The sequence below is a fragment of the Burkholderia sp. IDO3 genome, from assembly GCF_003366075.1.
Lineage (GTDB): Bacteria > Pseudomonadota > Gammaproteobacteria > Burkholderiales > Burkholderiaceae > Burkholderia > Burkholderia anthina.
Genome location: NZ_CP028963.1, coordinates 434,276 through 451,901, shown reverse-complemented (window position 1 = coordinate 451,901; position 17,626 = coordinate 434,276). Strand labels below are relative to the sequence as shown.

General features: G+C 67.1%; 14 protein-coding genes. 8 read left to right on the top strand and 6 right to left on the bottom strand.

What is annotated here, in order from left to right; translation table 11 throughout:
• Window positions 1-66: 66 nt before the first annotated feature.
• The 3 genes from DCN14_RS16590 to DCN14_RS16580 all read right to left on the bottom strand — a co-directional run bounded on the left by DCN14_RS16590 (window position 67) and on the right by DCN14_RS16580 (window position 2,335).
• The gene (locus DCN14_RS16590; protein ID WP_096504365.1) at window positions 67-1,200 is read right to left on the bottom strand and encodes a class I SAM-dependent methyltransferase; all 1,134 of its coding nucleotides are present in this window, start codon (window positions 1,198-1,200) and stop codon (window positions 67-69) included.
• 122 nt (window positions 1,201-1,322) lie between these two features.
• Window positions 1,323-1,655, bottom strand: a complete 333-nt coding sequence (locus DCN14_RS16585) for a YegP family protein (RefSeq protein WP_059522325.1) — start codon at window positions 1,653-1,655, stop codon at window positions 1,323-1,325.
• 185 nt (window positions 1,656-1,840) lie between these two features.
• Window positions 1,841-2,335, bottom strand: coding sequence for an LEA type 2 family protein (locus tag DCN14_RS16580; RefSeq protein WP_096504364.1), 495 nt, complete (start codon window positions 2,333-2,335; stop codon window positions 1,841-1,843).
• Window positions 2,336-2,978: 643 nt separating this feature from the next.
• Between DCN14_RS16580 and DCN14_RS16570 the strand changes: the two genes are divergently transcribed.
• On the top strand, window positions 2,979-5,162 hold the full coding sequence (locus tag DCN14_RS16570; RefSeq protein ID WP_096504362.1) for a M1 family metallopeptidase: 2,184 nt from the start codon (window positions 2,979-2,981) through the stop codon (window positions 5,160-5,162).
• Window positions 5,163-5,277: 115 nt separating this feature from the next.
• Here the strand turns inward: DCN14_RS16570 and DCN14_RS16565 are convergent, their stop codons facing one another.
• Complete coding sequence (locus tag DCN14_RS16565; RefSeq protein ID WP_096504360.1) at window positions 5,278-6,198, bottom strand: LysR family transcriptional regulator; 921 nt, start codon at window positions 6,196-6,198, stop codon at window positions 5,278-5,280.
• A 159-nt stretch (window positions 6,199-6,357) separates the two neighbouring features.
• On the opposite strand from DCN14_RS16565, the gene DCN14_RS16560 reads away from it, so the two are divergent.
• Window positions 6,358-7,335: a zinc-binding alcohol dehydrogenase family protein gene (locus DCN14_RS16560; RefSeq protein ID WP_096504358.1), complete on the top strand. Its 978-nt coding sequence runs from the start codon at window positions 6,358-6,360 to the stop codon at window positions 7,333-7,335.
• Between the two features lie 23 nt (window positions 7,336-7,358).
• Window positions 7,359-7,511 carry a DUF1427 family protein gene (locus DCN14_RS16555; RefSeq protein WP_096504356.1) on the top strand — a complete coding sequence of 51 codons (153 nt, stop codon included), beginning with the start codon at window positions 7,359-7,361 and terminating at the stop codon, window positions 7,509-7,511.
• Window positions 7,512-7,538: 27 nt separating this feature from the next.
• Here the strand turns inward: DCN14_RS16555 and DCN14_RS16550 are convergent, their stop codons facing one another.
• Window positions 7,539-8,567 (bottom strand): transporter, encoded by a 1,029-nt coding sequence (locus DCN14_RS16550; protein ID WP_096504453.1) that lies wholly within the window; start codon window positions 8,565-8,567, stop codon window positions 7,539-7,541.
• Between the two features lie 205 nt (window positions 8,568-8,772).
• Window positions 8,773-9,705, bottom strand: a complete 933-nt coding sequence (locus DCN14_RS16545; protein ID WP_096504354.1) for a phage tail protein — start codon at window positions 9,703-9,705, stop codon at window positions 8,773-8,775.
• A gap of 121 nt (window positions 9,706-9,826) precedes the next feature.
• Here DCN14_RS16545 and DCN14_RS16540 point away from each other — a divergent pair, with 121 nt between their 5' ends.
• From DCN14_RS16540 to DCN14_RS16520, 5 genes are all read left to right on the top strand, one after another.
• The gene (locus tag DCN14_RS16540) at window positions 9,827-10,672 is read left to right on the top strand and encodes a M15 family metallopeptidase (protein WP_096504352.1); all 846 of its coding nucleotides are present in this window, start codon (window positions 9,827-9,829) and stop codon (window positions 10,670-10,672) included.
• Between the two features lie 301 nt (window positions 10,673-10,973).
• Complete coding sequence (tssM, locus tag DCN14_RS16535) at window positions 10,974-14,924, top strand: type VI secretion system membrane subunit TssM (protein WP_096504350.1); 3,951 nt, start codon at window positions 10,974-10,976, stop codon at window positions 14,922-14,924.
• The gene (gene tagF / locus DCN14_RS16530) at window positions 14,921-15,910 is read left to right on the top strand and encodes a type VI secretion system-associated protein TagF (protein ID WP_096504348.1); all 990 of its coding nucleotides are present in this window, start codon (window positions 14,921-14,923) and stop codon (window positions 15,908-15,910) included. Before tssM ends, tagF begins: the two co-directional genes overlap by 4 nt.
• Window positions 15,911-15,914: 4 nt before the next feature.
• Window positions 15,915-16,874, top strand: a complete 960-nt coding sequence (locus DCN14_RS16525) for an OmpA family protein (RefSeq protein ID WP_096504346.1) — start codon at window positions 15,915-15,917, stop codon at window positions 16,872-16,874.
• Window positions 16,875-17,013: 139 nt separating this feature from the next.
• Complete coding sequence (locus DCN14_RS16520; protein WP_096504344.1) at window positions 17,014-17,589, top strand: DUF3592 domain-containing protein; 576 nt, start codon at window positions 17,014-17,016, stop codon at window positions 17,587-17,589.
• The last annotated feature ends 37 nt before the right edge of the window (window positions 17,590-17,626 follow it).

Sequence of the window (17,626 nt, the reverse complement as noted above, 5' to 3'; positions counted from 1 at the left end):
TCGGTCGACCACGGCCCGGCGGCGGGAATTCGTGAGGAATGGCGATAGTTTACCGAAAATGCGCGATCAGGCCCGCGCGCCGAGCCGCCAGAGCGACGTGACCTCGGCGCGCCGCGCCGCGTGCAGCGGATCGTCCGCGTCGGCCGCCTTCGGGTGCGCGGGGCGGATGTCTTCGCGGCCGAGCACGACGAGGCCGGCTTCGTCGATCCATTGCAGCAGCGTGTCGCGCGGCCGCAGGCCGAGATGCTCGGCAAAATCGGACAGGATCAGCCAGCCTTCGCCGCCCGGGTCGAGGTGGCCGGCAAGCCCCGCGAGGAAACCGCGCAGCATCCGGCTGTCGGGGTCGTAGACCGCGTATTCGATCGGTGCGCTCGGACGGGCCGGCACCCACGGCGGGTTACAGACGACGAGCGGCGCGCGGCCGGCCGGAAACAGGTCGGCTTCGATCACCTCGACGCGATCGGCATGGCCGAGCCGCGCGACATTTTCTCTCGCGCATGCGAGCGCGCGCGGATCCTGGTCGGTCGCGACGATGCGCTCGACGCCGCGCGATGCAAGCACGGCCGCGAGCACGCCGGTGCCCGTACCGATGTCGAACGCGAGCGACGTCGCCGGCAGCTGCGTGCGCGCGACCAGTTCGACGTATTCGCCGCGCACCGGCGAGAACACGCCGTAATGCGGATGGATCGGCGCGCCGCCGAGCGCCGGAATCGGCACGCCCTTCTTGCGCCACTCGTGCGCACCGACGAGGCCGAGCAGCTCGCGCAGCGACACGACCGACGGCGCACCGCCCGGCCCGTATGCTTCCTCGCACGCGGCGCGTACGTCGGGCGCGCGGCGCAACGCAATCGTGTAATCGGCGTCGAGCGGGATCAGCAGCATCCCGAGCGTGCGAGCGCGCTGCGATTGCGCGAGACGGTGCAGATTGAAGGCGTCGACGCCGGCCGCGGCCTTCGCCTTCTTCGGCTTGCGTTCGACGCGACGCGCCATCGCCTGCACGAGCTGGCGCGCATTCTGGAAGTCGCCCTGCCAGACAAGCGCGGTGCCCTCGCATGCGAGGCGGTACGCCGCATCGGCGGTCACGCGGTCGTCGGCGGGCACTGCGCGCCTGGGCGGCTGCACGCCGGCTTCGGAGCGCCAGCGCACGGCATGTTCGGCGCCGTCGGCGTCGGTCCAGTGAAAAACAGGAAAATCGGTCACGCGAGCTCGGCTACGGTTGGCTTCAGACAGGCGGCGGGATGGCGCCGCGCGGACCACACCATACCGCGCTTTGCCCGCGCGGCAAAGCGGGGGCAACCGCCCCCGCCGAGGCTCGCGGCATGTCAGCTCTGGTCGTCGAGCGCCGCGTCCGGCGCGTTCTGCTTCACCGACGCGATGCCGTTCTCGCGGCCCGCTTCGGCCTTGTACAGCTCGCTCGTGCCGATGATCTCGTGATTGCCGGCCTTCAGGTTGAACATGAACTGACCGTTGCTCGCGGTCTTGCGCTCGTAGCGCGCGTCGTCCGGCGCGTTCTTGCGCACCGACGCGACGCCGTTTTCCGCCGACGCCTTGGTCTTGTACAGCTCGCTGCGCAAAATGATCTCGCCGTTGGCGGCCTTCAGGTGGAACAGGAACTGCCCGTCGCTCGCTTTCTTGATAACGAATTTCGCTGCCATGGTGCTCCTCTCGGAAAAGTCGTCCGGCCCTCCGGACCAAGGCAGTCTAAACGCGATTGCAGCGCAAAACGTCAGGCTCACGAAATTCGATCGTCAGGAATGATCAAACGGCGCCGCGATTGCGCCGCTTCGTCCGGCCCCGCGTCCGGTAGCGCACCGGTATCGCGCCGCGGCGCGCGGGCCGTCTACCGGCCCCATCCCGGCGTCGCCGGCATGCGCAACGTACCGGCGTCGTTGAAGTGCACGGTGCCGAGCACGCCGCCGGCGAGCCGGCCGCGCAGCGCATACGGCAACTCGCCGTTCGCGGCCGCGCCGGGGAGATTCCACGCCTGCCGCGCGGCGGCGAAAGCCGATACCGAGACGGGCACGTCGATCACGGCTTCGCCGAAGCGCGGCACGCTGCCCGTCCGGTCGCTGACCCCGCTCGCGAACGGCGTGCCGTTCAGATCGAGCGCGACCGCGATGCCGTCGTATTCGATCGGCGCGTCGTTCGGGTTCTGCACGCGCAGCTTCAGGCTGAACCGCATCTCGAGACCCTGCCCGACGAGCGGGTCGAGCCCGACGACGGTCACGTTCACGGGCTCGCGCGTGAGCCCCGCGCAACCGCCGAGCATGAGGACGGCGGCGAACAACAGCAGCGTGGCGCGCAGCGGCGCGATACGGAACAGGGCGCGTGGCACGGGAGGCCTCCTCGACGTAATCGATCGATGAATCATCGATACATTGTACCGAGCGCGCCGGGCCACGCCATGATTCGTAGTTTTCGCTTATCGGCAAGATCGTTAATAGATTAAAACTACGAAAACAACAGCCAGACAGAAAGCAGATTAATGCCTTTCACCATTCAATCGCGCGCAAAAAACCCAATAGACGCGCCTTCTAATTTTTTCGTTTCCTTTACCCAAAACCATCAAGTATATTTACGCATCCTTCGAGCAGGCCGACAAACCTTGAAACCGCATGACGGCGATTTTACGGAACGGCGACACGCCGTCCTTCCGTCGCGCGGCCTGGTGCGGCCAGCCCCGTGGGTCGTCGGTGCAAAGGGAATGCGCGCCCGCAGCGGGCGGGCGGCCCCGTGTCGTGCGCGCGAAATCAATTCAGTACAACACGCGCCCGGCCATTTTTAACCGGCAAGTTAACCGATATCCGGAAAACACAGAGGGGGCAGTAAACCATGATTACCTTCACGTAGTCGGTCGACCGTCTTTTTCGAATATCCGCCACTGGCATTTCGCGTCGCCGTTGATTAACGGCGGGGGATTGCTTTTGCCGGCGTTTTCGCAGCACTGAACGATTCTTTCAACAATCGAGGTTTCAGTCATGTCGATCAACATTCGCAAGATGCGTTATCTGCCGCTCGTCGCCGCACTGGCACTCGCCGGATGCGGCGGCGACGACGGCGGCACGGGCTCGGCTTCCGCGCTCAGCTCCGCCGGCGCACCGCAGCCGGGCTCGACGCCCGCCGTCACCACGCCGCCGAGCGCACCTCCGCCGGCTACCGCCAACGTCGACAAGAACGTGCCGCCTGTCGAGCTCCCGGACACCGTCGTCCCGGTCAACTACCGGCTATGGTTCCGCCCGAACGACGCGCTGAACGCGTTCGACGGGCGCGCCGACGTCGAGATCAAGGTGTTGAAGCCGGTCAACAACATCGTGATCGCCGGCCACCGGATCAAGTTCACGAACGGCCGCATCACGCTGCAGCCGGGCAACATCCAGCTGATCGCGACGCCGCAGGACAAGGGCGACTACTACCAGTTGCGCCCGGTCAGCGGCACGATCGCGGCGGGCAACTATTCGCTGCACATGGAGTGGTCGGGCATCATCAACTTCAAGTCGTATGACGATCCGGTCGCGAAGACCGGCGGCAGCTGCGGCGACGATCCGTATCCGGGCTGCTCGGCGGCGGAAGGCGTCTTCCGCGTCGACCTGAAGGGCACCGACGGCAAGACGAGCGGCGCGATTCTCACGCAGGGCGAAACCAACCTGGCGCGCCAGTGGTTCCCGGGCTGGGACGAACCCGCGTTCCGTCCGACCTATGAAGTGACGGCCGAAGTGCCGCAAAGCTGGCGCGTCGTGTCGAACGCGGCCGAGAAGCCGTCGACCAACGTCGGCGACGGCTACAAGCTCGTGCAGTTCGAGAAGACGCCGCCGATGCCGTCGTACCTGCTGTTCTTCGGCGGCGGCATGTTCGACACCTACGAGGACAATTTCACGAGCCCGCTGCCGGGCGGCAAGGGCGGCCTGCATCTGCGCGTGTTCACGCCGCCGGGCATGAGCGACTGGGCGAAGCCGGCAATGGACCGCACCAAGCAGGCCCTCGATTTCTACTACCGCTACACGGGTATCCCGCTGCCGCTGACGAAGTTCGACACAGTCGCCGCGAACGACGCGTTCAAGGAACAGAAGGATCTGAACTTCGGCGGGATGGAGAACTGGGGTTCGATCCTCGAATTCGCCGACGACATCCTGCCGCAGCCGGGCCAGCCGATGTCGCAATACGGCAATGAAGTGCTGACGCACGAAGTCGCGCACCAGTGGTTCGGCGATCTGGTCACGACCGACTGGTGGGACGACGTGTGGCTCAACGAGTCGTTCGCGACGTTCTTCGAGACGAAGACGACGATCCAGTTCTTCCCCGACCAGTTCAGCTGGCTCGACCAGGTGAAGAACAAGTACCGCGTGATCAACCGCGACATCGGCCCGAACGCGTTCCCGGTCGCACCGAACTTCAACGACTGGGCGTCGAACGACTTCGTGCTGAGCGCGAGCGCGTTCACGTACGACAAGGGCGGCCACGTGCTGAAGACGCTCGAGAACTATCTCGGCGAGCAGACACTGCGCCACGGCCTGCAGCAGTACCTGGTCGACTACTCGTTCGGCAACGGCACGCCGAAGCGTCTGTGGGATGCGCTGTCGAAGGCGAGCGGCCAGTCGGTCGGCCCGATCGGCGACAGCTACGTGCGCCAGACGGGCGTGCCGCTGATCTCGCTCGACACGCAGTGCGACCTGACGAAGAACCAGACGGTCGTCACGCTGAGACAGCAGCCGTTCCCGAACAAGAACGCGTATCCGGGCCTGCAATGGACGGTGCCGCTCACGCTCGCGTACGGCCAAGGTCTCGCGAAACACACGACGCTCGCGCTGAAGGACACGCAGACGCAGACGCGGATCGAAGGCTGCACGGGCGTGGTCGCGGATCCGAGCGGTCTCGACTACTACGTCGTGAACTACAGCGACGCGGCATGGAGCGGCCTGCTCACGCAGATCAACACGTCGACCGATCCGGTGCTGCTCGCGAACCTGAAGAGCGAGGCCGCGCTGCTCGTCGCGAACAACCTCGCGCCGGCTTCGCGTTCGACGTCGATCGGCTCGGTCGCTTCGCCGGCCGCGATGAAGCTGCGCCAGACGCCGAGCTTCGGCGGTATCGCGCCGGTGGAGAAGGAGCGCCCGACGCTGCGCTACCAGGGCATGTTCAAGCCGCGCAAGACGGTGGCTCAGTAACGTTGTCGTTCGACCGGCCGCGCCGCGCACGCCGCGGTGCCGGCCGGCGCTTCCCGCTGTTCGACGGGCCCCGCACGCGGGGCCCGTTTTTCATTGCACGCCGTCGATCATGTCGTCACGCCCACGCGGCATCCCACGCGGGCTGCGCGAACCACGTGGCGAGGAACGCGACCAGCCGCGACGCGCGTGCGCTGCCGCGCGCCTGCTGGCGCAGCACGTGGATCGTCGCCGGCTCGGGCGCGGCCGCATAACGCGGCAGCAAGGCACGCAGCCGACCGTCGCGCAGCGCGTCCCCCGCGAGCCAGGTCGGCAGGTGCGCGACGCCGAGCCCGTCGATCGCCGCTTCGAGCAGCGCCTCGGAATGGTTGCTGCGAAACCGCGGCTGCGACGGCACGTGACGGCGGCCGTCGAAACGCCATGCGCCCGGCGGCGGCGCGCCGTGCCACGCGAGGCAATCGTGCCCGGACAGCGCGTCGGGCGATTCGGGTTCGCCGCGCCGCGCGACGTAGTCGGGGCTCGCGCACAGCACGCGGCGTTGCGGCGCAAGCACGGTCGCGACGAAGCGCGTGTCTTCCAGCGGGCCGATGCGCACCGCGAGATCGACGTCGGAGCCGAGCCGCGTGCCTTGCGGATCGACCATGCTGTCCGTCAGCAACAGGTCGACCTGCAGCGCCGGATGACGCTGCATGAACGCGGCCAGCGCGGCCATCAGGTGCCTGCGGCCGAACGGTGCCGGACAGTCGACGCGCAGCAGCCCGCTCGGCTCGTCGTGCTGGCTGTGCAGGTCCTCCTGCAGCCCGCGCAGTTCGGCGAGCATCCGCGTCGCGCGACCGTACAGCAGCAGACCGGCCTCGGTCGGCCGAAGCGCGTGCGTGGTGCGATGCAGAAGGCGGATGCCGAGCTGCGCCTCGAGCCGGTCGATGCGCCGCGTGACCGACGATGCGGCGACGCCCAGCCGGCGCGCGGCCGCCGAAAAGCTCTGCTGGTCGACCACGTCGACGAACAGCGCCAGATGCGGAGAAAGAAAGTCGTCCATGCCGGCTCCCGGGATTGCTATGCAATAAATGCAAAGCAATCATTCGCCTTTGCACATTTCCATGTCAAATCCGGCCGACTAGACTCCAGTCATCCTGTTCCACCGCTGCATGCGCCCGCCAGCCGGGCAGCGCGCCAGCCCCTCTTCACGGAGATCATCATGCGCAGCATCCGCTTCGACGCCCCCGCTCCCGACATCGAGTCGCTCGACGCACGCGTCAGGGAAGTCGACCCGCCCGTGCCGGGCGACGGCCAGATGCTGATCGAGGTGCGCGCGGCCGGCGTCAATCCGAGCGACGTGAAAGCCGCGCTCGGGCGCATGCCGCATGCGGTGTGGCCGCGCACGCCCGGCCGCGACTGGGCCGGCATCGTGCGCGGCGGCCCCGACGGCTGGATCGGTGCGCCGGTATGGGGCTCGGGCGGCGACCTCGGCGTCGGGCGCGACGGCTCGCATGCGCAATGGCTGGTGCTCGATGCTGCGCAAGTACGCCGCAAGCCGGCCGTGCTGACGCTCGACGAAGCGGCCGGCATCGGCGTGCCGTTCGTCACCGCGTACGAAGGGCTGCGGCGCGCCGGCATGCCCGAGGCCGGCGACGTCGTGCTCGTGTTCGGCGCAAACGGCAAGGTCGGCCAGGCCGCGATCCAGCTTGCGACCGCGCGCGGCGCAACGGTGATCGGCGTCGAGCGCGGCCCCGGCGCCTATCGCGGCCACGCATCGGGCGACGTGCGCGTGATCGACGCTTCGCGCGAAGCGGTGGCCGACGCGGTGCGCGCGGCGACCGGCGGGCACGGCGCGGACATCGTCTACAACACGGTGGGCAGCCCGTATTTCGAAGCGGCGAACGCATCGATGGCGATCGGTGGGCGCCAGATCTTCATCTCGACGATCGACCGCAGCGTGCCGTTCGACATCTTCTCGTTCTATCGCGGCCAGCACACGTACGTCGGCGTCGATTCGCTGCAGCTCGGCGGCACCGCGGTCGCGAACATCCTCGATACGCTCGCGCCCGGCTTCGGCAACGGCACGCTGCGCGCGTTCCCGATCGAGGAGGCGTACACGTACCCGCTCGAGCGCGCGCACGATGCATATCGCGCAGTGCTGGCCGGCGCGCGCGAGCGCGTGATCCTCAAACCGTGACGCCGCCCGGCACGGAGACCGCCATGATGAATTACCTGCTTTCGCTTGCGGTGGGCCTCGGCGTCGGCGTGCTGTACGCACTGCTGCACGTGCGCTCGCCGGCCCCGCCGCTCGTCGCGCTCGTCGGCCTGCTCGGGATGGTGATCGGCGAGCACGCGATCACGCTGCTGCGCTGACGCGTTGCCGGCGTGATGCGGCCGCCGCTAGCGATCGTCGCGCCGGCGAAACGCCCACCATGCGGCGAGCGCGGTAAAGCCCGCCACCAGCAGCACCATCAGCCAGAACCCGTGCTTGTTCTCCGAGAACGGCACACCGCCGACGTTCATCCCGAAGAAGCCCGCGACGATATTGATCGGCAGTGCGATCACGGTCACGAGCGTCAGCGTGAAGAGCGTCCGGTTGTTCTGCTCGTCGAGCCGCGAGCCGATCTCTTCCTGCAGCAGCTTGATCCGCTCGTTGAGCCCCGACAGATCGGCGAGCACGAGCGAGAACTCCTCGGTCGACTCGCGCAACTCCTGCACGTCTTCGGCATGCAGCCACGCGGGCGGCTTCGCCAGCAGCCGGAAGATCGACCCGGGCTCGGGCGCCAGCATGCGTTGCAGGCGCGTCAGCGTGCGGCGCATCGCACCCAGCTCGACGCGATTCGACGTGAGCCGCTGCGACAGGAAGCGATCCTCGATGCGATCGACGTCGACGCTCGTGCGTCGCATGATCTGGATCAGGAGGTCGGCCTGGTCGTGCAGCAGGTGCACGAGCAGTTCGGCCGGCGACCGGAACTGCTCGCCGTCGCGCACGCATGCGCGCAGCGTATCGACCGAGCGCAGCGGCTTGAGCCGCGCGGTGACCATGATGCGCCGCTCGACATGGACGAACAGCGTCGCGATTTCCGACGGCGTCAGCTCGAGATTGAACATCACGTCGTTGACGATCGCGCGCAGCGCGCCGTCCTCCTGCTCGATGCGCGTCGAACGCGATCCTTCGTGCAGGAATTCGAAGAAGCTGTCGGGCAGCCCGAGATGCGTGCGCATCCAGCGCTCGCTCGCGCCGTGCGCGAGATTGAAATGCAGCCAGACGAAATCGTCCGATGCCACCGCCTCGTGCCCGCGGCACGTATGCAGCCACGCGGCGGCCGCGTCGGCATCGAGCATTGCGCCCGACCCGCCCGGGACGAAGCGGAATCCGCACACCATGCCGGACGTATCGGCGCCGTAAGTCTGTACGATCAGATCCATCGTGTCGAAGGTCATGCTGCGCGCACCGCGCCGCGCATCGCGCATCGCGGCGCCACGCCGGGAAAAGAAAGGAAACGTATGCACGACGCGTGTGACGCTCGCGTGACACTGTCACACACGACGATGCGCGCGCCGCCCGCGGCCCCAAAAGCAACGCGCCGCTCAAGGGCGGCGCGTGTGCGATGAACCGGTAGTGTAATGCAGCTTACTGCCGCGTCTCGGACTGCGCGGCGGCCGGGCATGCCGGATCCTTGCCCCAGTGGCCCTCGCAAACGCGCCAGCGGCACAGCTGATCCTCGAAGAAACCACGCTCCGAGCAGTCCTTCACGCGCGAGGCGAGCGAGCCGCCCGTCGCGGCCGCCGTCTTCGTCGGCCCGGCCTGCGCCTTCTGCGCGGCGGCCTTCTTGTCGGCCGGTTTCGTGCGCGCGACGAGCGCCGCCAGCAGATCGGCATCCGGATCGTCCTTCCCTGACGATCGCGCGCCGCCGGTACGGGCCGCCGTTTCGCGACGCTTCTTCGCCTGCGCGAGCTCTGCCTGTTCCTTGCGATGCTTGCGGGCCTCCGCCTTGCTGCGTGCCGCGACCTTGTCGTTCTTCGCTGCGTCGGCTTTCGCGGTTTTCGTCGTTGCAACCGCGGCTGCCGTTGCCGCGGCGGCGCCTGCGGTAGCGGCGCCCGGCGTATCGTCGGCCCCGTTCGCGAGCGCACGCGACAGACGGCTGTCGTCCGTGCCGGACGCGGACGATGCGGACGCAACGGTCGCGGATGCGGCATCCTCGTTGACGATCGTCGCCGGTTGAACGGCGGACGCCGCCGACGCGGCATTCTGCGCGACCTGCGCGGCACCGCTGGCCGGTTCGGCCTTCGCGGCTGCCTGCGCGGGCGCGGCGGCCACGACGGCCGGCTCGCCGGATTGCTGCTGCCAGCGCCATGCGCCCCAGCCGCCGACGGCGACCACGAGCGCGACCACGGCCGCGATCGGCCCCTTCAGCGAGCGGCGCGACGATTCGGCCGGCGGCGTGACACGTCCTTCCAGATTCGCGAGAATGCGCGATTGCTGCGGTCCACCCTCGCCTGCCGGCTTGCTGTCGGACAGCAGGCTAGGCGGGGTTTTCGAATTTGAATTTTCCGGCGCACTCATTCAGCGTCTCATTGAATCCTGGTTTAATTCACCGCGATAATATAGCCCGGCCTCTCAAAGCAGCCTGATTCTAAGAGCAAGCATTGCAAAACACAATCAATTCCAATTTCCGGGGATTTCGTTGATTGCCGTCGCACTCGTCGCCTATTTCGCCCTTGCCGTCGCGGTCGCGGCACTGTTGCTTTTACCGGGTATCCGCGCGACCGTTTTCGAATCCGTCGCCCAGTTTCACGGCCGTCTAACGCGCCGTGCGAACGATCGCGCCGCGCGTACGCGAAGTCGAATTGTTAAATCGGCAAGCATTACCCGCGACGCATTAAGTGATGCGCAAAATTTACTGATTCGACGGCGCTTGATGATTATGGTATCGGCAGGTATTCTTGCGACGCCGCCATTGGTGGCCATTGCGTTACGCGGTCGGCAATTGTTTCAGTACGACGACACGGCGCGCGTGCCCGACGAGAAGATCGCCGCGTTGCTGCAGGGCGAGCAGCTCGTCCCGCCTCCGCCGCTGCCGCCTGAAGTCTTTGCCACGAAGGAAGTCGAACAGGTACGGCCGGCGCTGAAGGATGCGAGCCGCGACTGGAACCTGCTGGATCCCGACTTCCGCACGCGTTTGCTGCTGGTCTACAAGATCATGCACGAACAATATGGTTATGAAATGGCGCTGCTGGAAGGTTATCGGAGCCCGGAACGCCAGAACCGGCTCGCGCAGATGGGCACCAACGTGACCAACGCGGCGGCCTTCCAGAGTTATCACCAATTCGGGCTGGCGGCCGACAACGCATTCCTGCGCGACGGCAAGCTGGTCATTTCCGAGAAAGATCCCTGGGCGATGCGCGGCTACCAGTTGTACGGACAAGTTGCCGAGCAGGTCGGCCTGACCTGGGGGGGCCGCTGGAAGATGATGGATCTCGGGCACGTGGAATACCATAAACCCGGTTTTAAACTGGGACGCGGCAGCTAGTCAGGGCTGTCGTACAAGAAATAATGAGGGCGGCATGGGGCTTTTTAATCACCCGGCAGGAAACTATTTGGGCGGCGCAATCGATCGGGCATTCCGTTGCACGATTTTTTCAGGCCGCCGCTTCCGTTTTAATTCTCACAGCGTCCTTTCATTAATGCGCGCGCCTTCTCCGATGCCGCGAGCGCATTGATGCCAGCCCCCTTCATCCCGTCTGACAGCATGGCGACACACCGCGGCGCCACCCTTGCCGCTCGACGCGCCTGCGTCGCCTCACCGAATCGCACCGGAACCTGAACGTCCTATGCAACGCATCCTCAACGTGCTGACTCATCCGCGTACGCTCTCGATCGTCGGGATCGTCGCGCTAGCGGCGATTCTCTTCATCGCCGTCGACATGCTGCAGTTGCCGCTCCTGTGGGCGGCGATCGCCTTCGCGGCGATCCTCGTGCTGTGGCTCGGCGTCGCGTTGTGGCGCCGCTGGCGCGTGAAGCGCGCGAACCAGCAGCTCGGCCAGGTGCTGGAAGAGCAGGCGGAAACCGGCAAGATCGCGGCACCGGCCGCCGCCGCGATCGCACCCGATGCGAAGACGGCAGACCTCGACGTGCTGCGCACGCGCCTGTCCGACGCTGTGAAGACGATCAAGACGTCGAAGATCGGCCAGGTGTCGGGCGGCTCCGCGCTGTACGAACTGCCGTGGTACATCGTGATCGGCAATCCGGCCGCGGGCAAGAGCAGCGCCGTGCTGAACTCGGGCCTGCAGTTTCCGTTCGCGGACAAGAACAGCGCCGTGATCCACGGCATCGGCGGCACGCGTAACTGCGACTGGTTCTTCACGACCGAAGGGATCCTGCTCGACACGGCCGGCCGCTATTCGGTACACGAGGAAGACCGCAGCGAATGGCTCGGCTTTCTCGGCCTGCTGAAGCGCTACCGTCCGAAGGCGCCGATCAACGGCATCATCGTCACCGCCAGCATCGCCGAACTCACCGGCAACCGCCCTGAATTTGCGATCAACCTCGCGAAAAACCTCCGCCAGCGCGTTCAGGAACTGACGGAAAAGCTCGAAGTGTTCGCACCGGTCTACGTGATGTTCACGAAGGCCGACCTGATCACCGGCTTCACCGAATTCTTCAGCAGCAGCGACAAGCACGAGTACGACCGCGTGTGGGGCGCCACCCTGCCCTACGAGCCGGACGACAAGCGCGACGTCGTCGCGCAGTTCGACACGCACTTCGAGGAACTGTACGAAGGGCTGAAGGAAATCAGCGTCGCGCAGCTGTCGCTGTCGCGCGGCAACCAGTTGTCGCCGGGCCAGTTGAGCTTTCCGCTCGAATTCTCGACGATCAAGCCGTCGCTGCGCGCGTTCCTCGCGACGCTGTTCGAAAACAACCCGTTCCAGTACAAGCCGATCTTCCGCGGCTTCTATTTCACGAGCGCACTGCAGGAAGGCGAAACCAACAGCGCCGCCGCGCAGCGCATCGCGAGCCGCTTCGGCCTCGACGCGAACGCGCTGCCGAAACCGCATAGCGCATTCTCGAAGAACGGCTTCTTCCTGCGCGACCTGTTCTCGAAGGTGATCTTCGCGGATCGCCAGACCGTGCGCCAGTTCGCGAGCCCGACCAAGACGCGGCTGCGCTACGCGACCTTCTTCGGCTTCGTCGCCGCACTCGCGCTCGCGCTCGGCGGCTGGACCTGGTCGACGATCGGCAACCAGCAGCTCGTCACGAACGTGCAGGCCGACCTCGACAACGTCACGCGCCTGCAGCAGGGCCGCAACGACCTGCAGTCGCGCCTGCAGGCGATGGACATCCTCGAGGACCGGATCGAACAGCTCGAGCAGTTCCGCCGCGACAAGCCGCTGTCGGTGTCGCTCGGCCTGTACCAGGGCGACCGTCTCGAACAGCATCTGCTGACCGAGTACTACAACGGCGTGCGCCAGATCCTGCTGGCGCCGGTCTCGCAGAATCTCGCGTCGTTCATGAAGGACGTGAACGCACACCCCGAACAGCTCGTGCCGATGACGCGCCCGCCCGAATCGGGCGCCGTGCAGGGCGGCGCGCAGCCTGTTTCGACGAACCCGCCGGGAGCCGCGCCGCTGGCCGGCGCCGCGCAAGGCGCGTCCGCCGCGGCCGCCGCGACGGACACCGCACAGCAGCCGCCGGCTGCACCGCAGGGCGGGCTGTACAGCGACGCGTCGCCGACCAACGTGCAGGACGCGTACAACGCGCTGAAGACCTACCTGATGCTGTCCGACAAGCGTCACGTCGAACAGGCGCACCTGACCGACCAGCTCGCGCGCTTCTGGCGCGGCTGGCTCGAAACGAATCGCGGCAACATGCCGCGCGACGAGATGATCAAGAGCGCCGAGCGCATGATCTCGTTCTATCTGTCGCGCGTGAACGACGACGACTGGCCGATGATCGACGCGAACCTCGCGCTCGTCGACCAGACCCGCGAGAACCTGCGCCACGTCGTGCGCGGGATGCCGGCCCGCCAGCGCGTCTATGAGGAAATCAAGGCACGCGCATCGACCCGCTTCGCGCCGATGACCGTCGCGCGCATCGTCGGCGACGGCAACCAGGGCCTGATCGCCGGCAGCTATGCGATCCCGGGCACGTTCACGCGCGAAGCGTGGTTCGACTACGTGCAGCCGGCGATCCGCGACGCGGCGACCAAGGAACTGCAGGCGAAGGACTGGGTGCTGAACACGTCGACGCAGGACGACCTGACGCTGGAAGGCAGCCCCGAACAGATCCAGAAGACGCTCGTCGGCATGTACAAGACCGAGTACGCGCAGCACTGGCAGAAGTTCATGCAGGGCATTGCGGTACAGGGCTTCAGCAGCTTCGGCCAGGCCGTCGACGGGATGAACCGCCTCGGCGACCCGCAGGATTCGCCGATCCGCAAGATCCTCGAGACCGCGTACGACCAGACGTCGTGGGACAACCCGTCGCTCGCCAACGTGGCGATCAAGAAGGCGCAAACGGGTGTCGTGAACTGGGTCAAGCAGTTGTTCTCGCGCTCGCAGGCCGGCCAGATCGCAGCCGCGAACATCGACATCAACGGCAATCCGGCCGAAGTGCCGATGGGTCCGATCGGCCAGGAGTTCATCGGGCTCGCGCGGATCGTCGCGACGCATGACGGCACGTCGATGCTCAAGGGCTACATGGACTCGCTGTCGAAGGTCCGCACGCGCTTCAACGTGATCAAGAACCAGGGCGACCCCGGCCCCGGCGCGCGCCAGCTGATGCAGCAGACGCTCGACGGCAACGGGTCGGAACTCGCCGATTCGCTGAAGTTCGTCGACGAGCAGATGCTGACGGGCCTCACCGATTCGCAACGCAAGTCGCTGCGTCCGCTGCTGGTGCGGCCGCTGATGCAGGCGTTCTCGGTGGTGATCCAGCCGGCCAGCGCCGAAGTCAACAAGGTGTGGAACGCGCAGGTCTACCAGCCGTTCCAGAGCTCGCTCGCGACGAAGTACCCGTTCGCGCCGAGCGCGAAGGTCGAGGCCGGCGCCGGTGAAATCGCGCAGGTGTTCGGTCCGGACGGCGCGATCGCGAAGTTCGTCGGCACGACGCTGGGCCCGCTCGCGGTGCGCCGCGGCGACACGCTCGCCGCCCGCACGTGGGGCGACATGGGCATCGGCCTCACGCCGGACTTCACGAACGGCTTCGCGCGCTGGGTCGCCCCGCTCGCCGGTGGCGCGGCAGGCGGCGCGGCCGCGGCATCCGAGCCGCAGACCGTGTTCCAGATCCTGCCGCAGCCGAGCACCGGCACGACGGAATACACGATCGCGATCGACGGCCAGCAGCTGCGTTACCGCAACACGCCGCCGCAGTGGACCAACTTCGTGTGGCCGAATCCGCAGGGCTCGCCGGGCGCGACGCTGTCCGCGACGACCTTCGACGGCCGCACGGTGCAGCTCGTCAACGAGCCGGGCCGCTACGGTCTCGAGAAGCTGATCAACTCGGCGCAGCGCAAGCGGCGTCCGGACGGCACCTTCGACCTCACGTGGGTCCAGGGCAGCGTGAACGTGTCGGTGACGATGCGCATCATCAGCACGTCGCAACCGACGAGCGGCGGCGGCGACCAGCCGCAGCAGCAGAGCCTGCGCGGCCTGCAACTGCCGTCGTCGGTCGCCGATGCGAGCGCGGGCGCCGCGCAGAACGCGACGCAGGCCGGCACGGGCACGCCGGCTGCAGCACCGGCCGTCACGGCCGCCACCGCAAACAATGCACAGGGGGCGCAATGACGCAAACCGTCCAGGCGCAAATCGCCTACTTCGGCAAGATTCCGTCGCGCGGCGACTTCGTGAAGAGCGCGCACAATCCGCAACTGCTGCAGACGCTCGACCGCTGGATCGCGCAGGCGCTCGAACTGCTCGCGGAAGATCCGCGCTGGAAGATCGTCTACGAGGATGCGAAGCCGATGCATTTCGCGTTCCTCGGCTCGCGCAGCAAGCTCGCGATCGCGGGCCACATGGTCGCGAGCCACGACGTGTCGATGCGCCGCTTCCCGTTCCTCGGCGCAACCGCGCTCGAAGTCGACCGCCCGCTCGCGTTCCTCGCGCGCAGCCCGCTCGCGTTCGCGCGGCTGTGGTCGCGCGTCGCCGCGCAGATCCCGCCGCTGCTCGCGAAGGACGAGCCGCCCGGCGCGCTGCAGGCGCTCGGCGACACGCAAGTGCCGATCGACGTCGGCGGCCCCGGCACGTCGCATGACGGCACCTTCAACGACTTCGTCGAACACCAGTCGCTGTACGGCCTGCAACAGATGCTGCTCGAAAGCGGTCACCCCGTGCGGCTGCGCGGCGCGATGCTCGCGCTCGGCTCGCTGCTGCGGCCCGTGATGCAGAGCGGCTCGTCGCACATCGAGCGCGGCCTCACGCTGCCGCTGCCGGTCGACCCGTTCTATCGCAGCCTCGTCGCCGCGTTCTGGCTCGAGCTGATCGCGCCGTTCGTCGCGCAGGCCGACTTCGAACTCGCCATCTTCATCGGCACGATCGCCGAGCGCGAACGGCTGATCATCGGCTTCAACGGCGCGTCGTCGAAGACACTGCTGAGCGTCGTCGATCCGCAAACCTACGCCGCCCACAACATCGACATCGACGATCCCGAGTGGATCGACGCCCATGCGCAAAACGATCAGCAGATCAGCAAGCTCGTCAGCTACCTCGACCAACCGCAACTCTCGCTGCGCGTCGCCATCGACGCGTTCCGCGAAGCGTTCATCGGAGGCTGACGGGATGCAACGCACGAATCACGTCCGGCGCGCGCGCTTGTCGCGCTTTTCGCCTTTCGTTGCCGCCCTCCTCGCCGCCGGCGTCGTCGGCAGCGGCGCGGCCTACGCGCAGAACACGGGCGGCGCGACCGTCACGCCGGTCGGCAACGGCACGGTCGCGACCGCCGCGCTGCCCGCGAACACGAACGCCAGCGCCGCGCCGGCCACGGCGTCCGGCACGGTGATCCGCGGCACCGCCGGCACCATCGTGCCGCCGCCCGCGAACGCGACGCCCGGCCAGGTGGTCGTCGGCGGCAAGGTGCCCGACGAGGCGACCAAGGCCGCCGTGCTGCAGAAGCTGCGCGACACCTACGGCGCGGCGAACGTGGTCGACCAGATCGAGGTCGGCGACGTCGCGACGCCGCCGAACTGGAGCGCGAACGTGCAGAAGCTGCTCGGCGCGCAGCTCAAGCAGATCAGCAAGGGCCAGCTGAAGATCAACGGCACGCAGATCGAGATGAAGGGCGAGGTGCACAACGAGGCGCAGCGCCAGCAACTCGCGAGCGACATGGCGAACACGCTGAATCCGACGTACACGATCAAGAACGGGCTGCGCGTGTCGGCGTCCGAACAGGGCGTGCTCGACCAGACGCTCGCGAACCGCACGATCGAGTTCGAGACGGGTAGCGCGACGCTCACGCCGCAGGGCAAGCAGATCCTCGACCAGATGGGGGCCGCGCTCGCGAAGATGCCGAACCGCACGGTCGACATCATCGGCCACACCGACAACTCGGGGAACCGCACGTCGAACATCGCGCTGAGCCAGGCGCGTGCGGATGCGGTGAAGGGTTATCTGATCACGAAGAACATCCAGCCGCAGCAGATGACGACGACGGGCGTCGGGCCGGATCAGCCGATCGCGCCGAATGACACGGCGGATGGGCGGGCGCGGAATCGGCGGATCGAGTTCCGGGTGGGGCAGTAGGCGGGGATTCAATGCCGAGCGACGCAGCGCGCCCGGTGGTACCAGGCTGCGGCGGCGCGGCGCCGGCACACGGACTGCGCATGTGCCGCCAGCAGCCGGATTGCTCGAACATACCCGCCGATGAATCCCGGAATCTCGCATGGCTCTCGCGATGCGCTGCCTGCGATCGGCCTTCATCCTGTTCTTCGGCGCCCTCTTCCTGCTGGTGGGCGCCATCTCCATCGTCAACTCGGCCATCCTCCTGCGCGCACGGGCGTGGCCCCGTGTCCCTGTCGCGGTCGAGCAATGCGAGCTCGCTCTGCGGTACGGCAAGCGCGACGTGACATGGGAAGCCCACGCGATATTCCGCTATGGCACTGGCCGGTCGATGGAATACGACACGACCTGGCAACCGGCCGGCTCGCCGGTGTATTCACGCGGACCGGACCCGGAAATCAGCCGCGAGCAGATCGCCACGCTGACCCACACCTACTGCGCAGCTGCGGCCAGCGACGGGCTACGTGTTTCGCCGCTGTTCCCTGGCATTGCACGCCGCAATGATGCGGTCGTGCGCGGCGCGTGGACCAGCGAGCTGGGATTCGGCACGTTTGCGCTGCTCAGCGGCCTGATGTTGAGCGCCGGGAGCATTTCGATGTTGCCGTGGATCGAGGACCGGAAGAAACAGTCGACCGGGCAAAAGGCTCGGCACACGCAGAACCGTGTCGGCGGTTCGTGATCCGCGCTGGCAGGCCAGCTTCGGGTCTCACGTCGTA

What these genes read in the sequence shown, in the direction of transcription:
- DCN14_RS16585 (WP_059522325.1), bottom strand. Translation starts at nt 1,655, where the DNA reads ATGGCAGCGAAATTCGTTATCAAGAAAGCGAGCGACGGGCAGTTCCTG.
- DCN14_RS16570 (WP_096504362.1), top strand. Translation starts at nt 2,979, where the DNA reads ATGTCGATCAACATTCGCAAGATGCGTTATCTGCCGCTCGTCGCCGCA.
- DCN14_RS16565 (WP_096504360.1), bottom strand. Translation starts at nt 6,198, where the DNA reads ATGGACGACTTTCTTTCTCCGCATCTGGCGCTGTTCGTCGACGTGGTC.
- DCN14_RS16560 (WP_096504358.1), top strand. Translation starts at nt 6,358, where the DNA reads ATGCGCAGCATCCGCTTCGACGCCCCCGCTCCCGACATCGAGTCGCTC.
- DCN14_RS16555 (WP_096504356.1), top strand. Translation starts at nt 7,359, where the DNA reads ATGATGAATTACCTGCTTTCGCTTGCGGTGGGCCTCGGCGTCGGCGTG.
- DCN14_RS16550 (WP_096504453.1), bottom strand. Translation starts at nt 8,567, where the DNA reads ATGGATCTGATCGTACAGACTTACGGCGCCGATACGTCCGGCATGGTG.
- DCN14_RS16545 (WP_096504354.1), bottom strand. Translation starts at nt 9,705, where the DNA reads ATGAGTGCGCCGGAAAATTCAAATTCGAAAACCCCGCCTAGCCTGCTG.
- tssM (WP_096504350.1), top strand. Translation starts at nt 10,974, where the DNA reads ATGCAACGCATCCTCAACGTGCTGACTCATCCGCGTACGCTCTCGATC.
- tagF (WP_096504348.1), top strand. Translation starts at nt 14,921, where the DNA reads ATGACGCAAACCGTCCAGGCGCAAATCGCCTACTTCGGCAAGATTCCG.
- DCN14_RS16525 (WP_096504346.1), top strand. Translation starts at nt 15,915, where the DNA reads ATGCAACGCACGAATCACGTCCGGCGCGCGCGCTTGTCGCGCTTTTCG.
- DCN14_RS16520 (WP_096504344.1), top strand. Translation starts at nt 17,014, where the DNA reads ATGGCTCTCGCGATGCGCTGCCTGCGATCGGCCTTCATCCTGTTCTTC.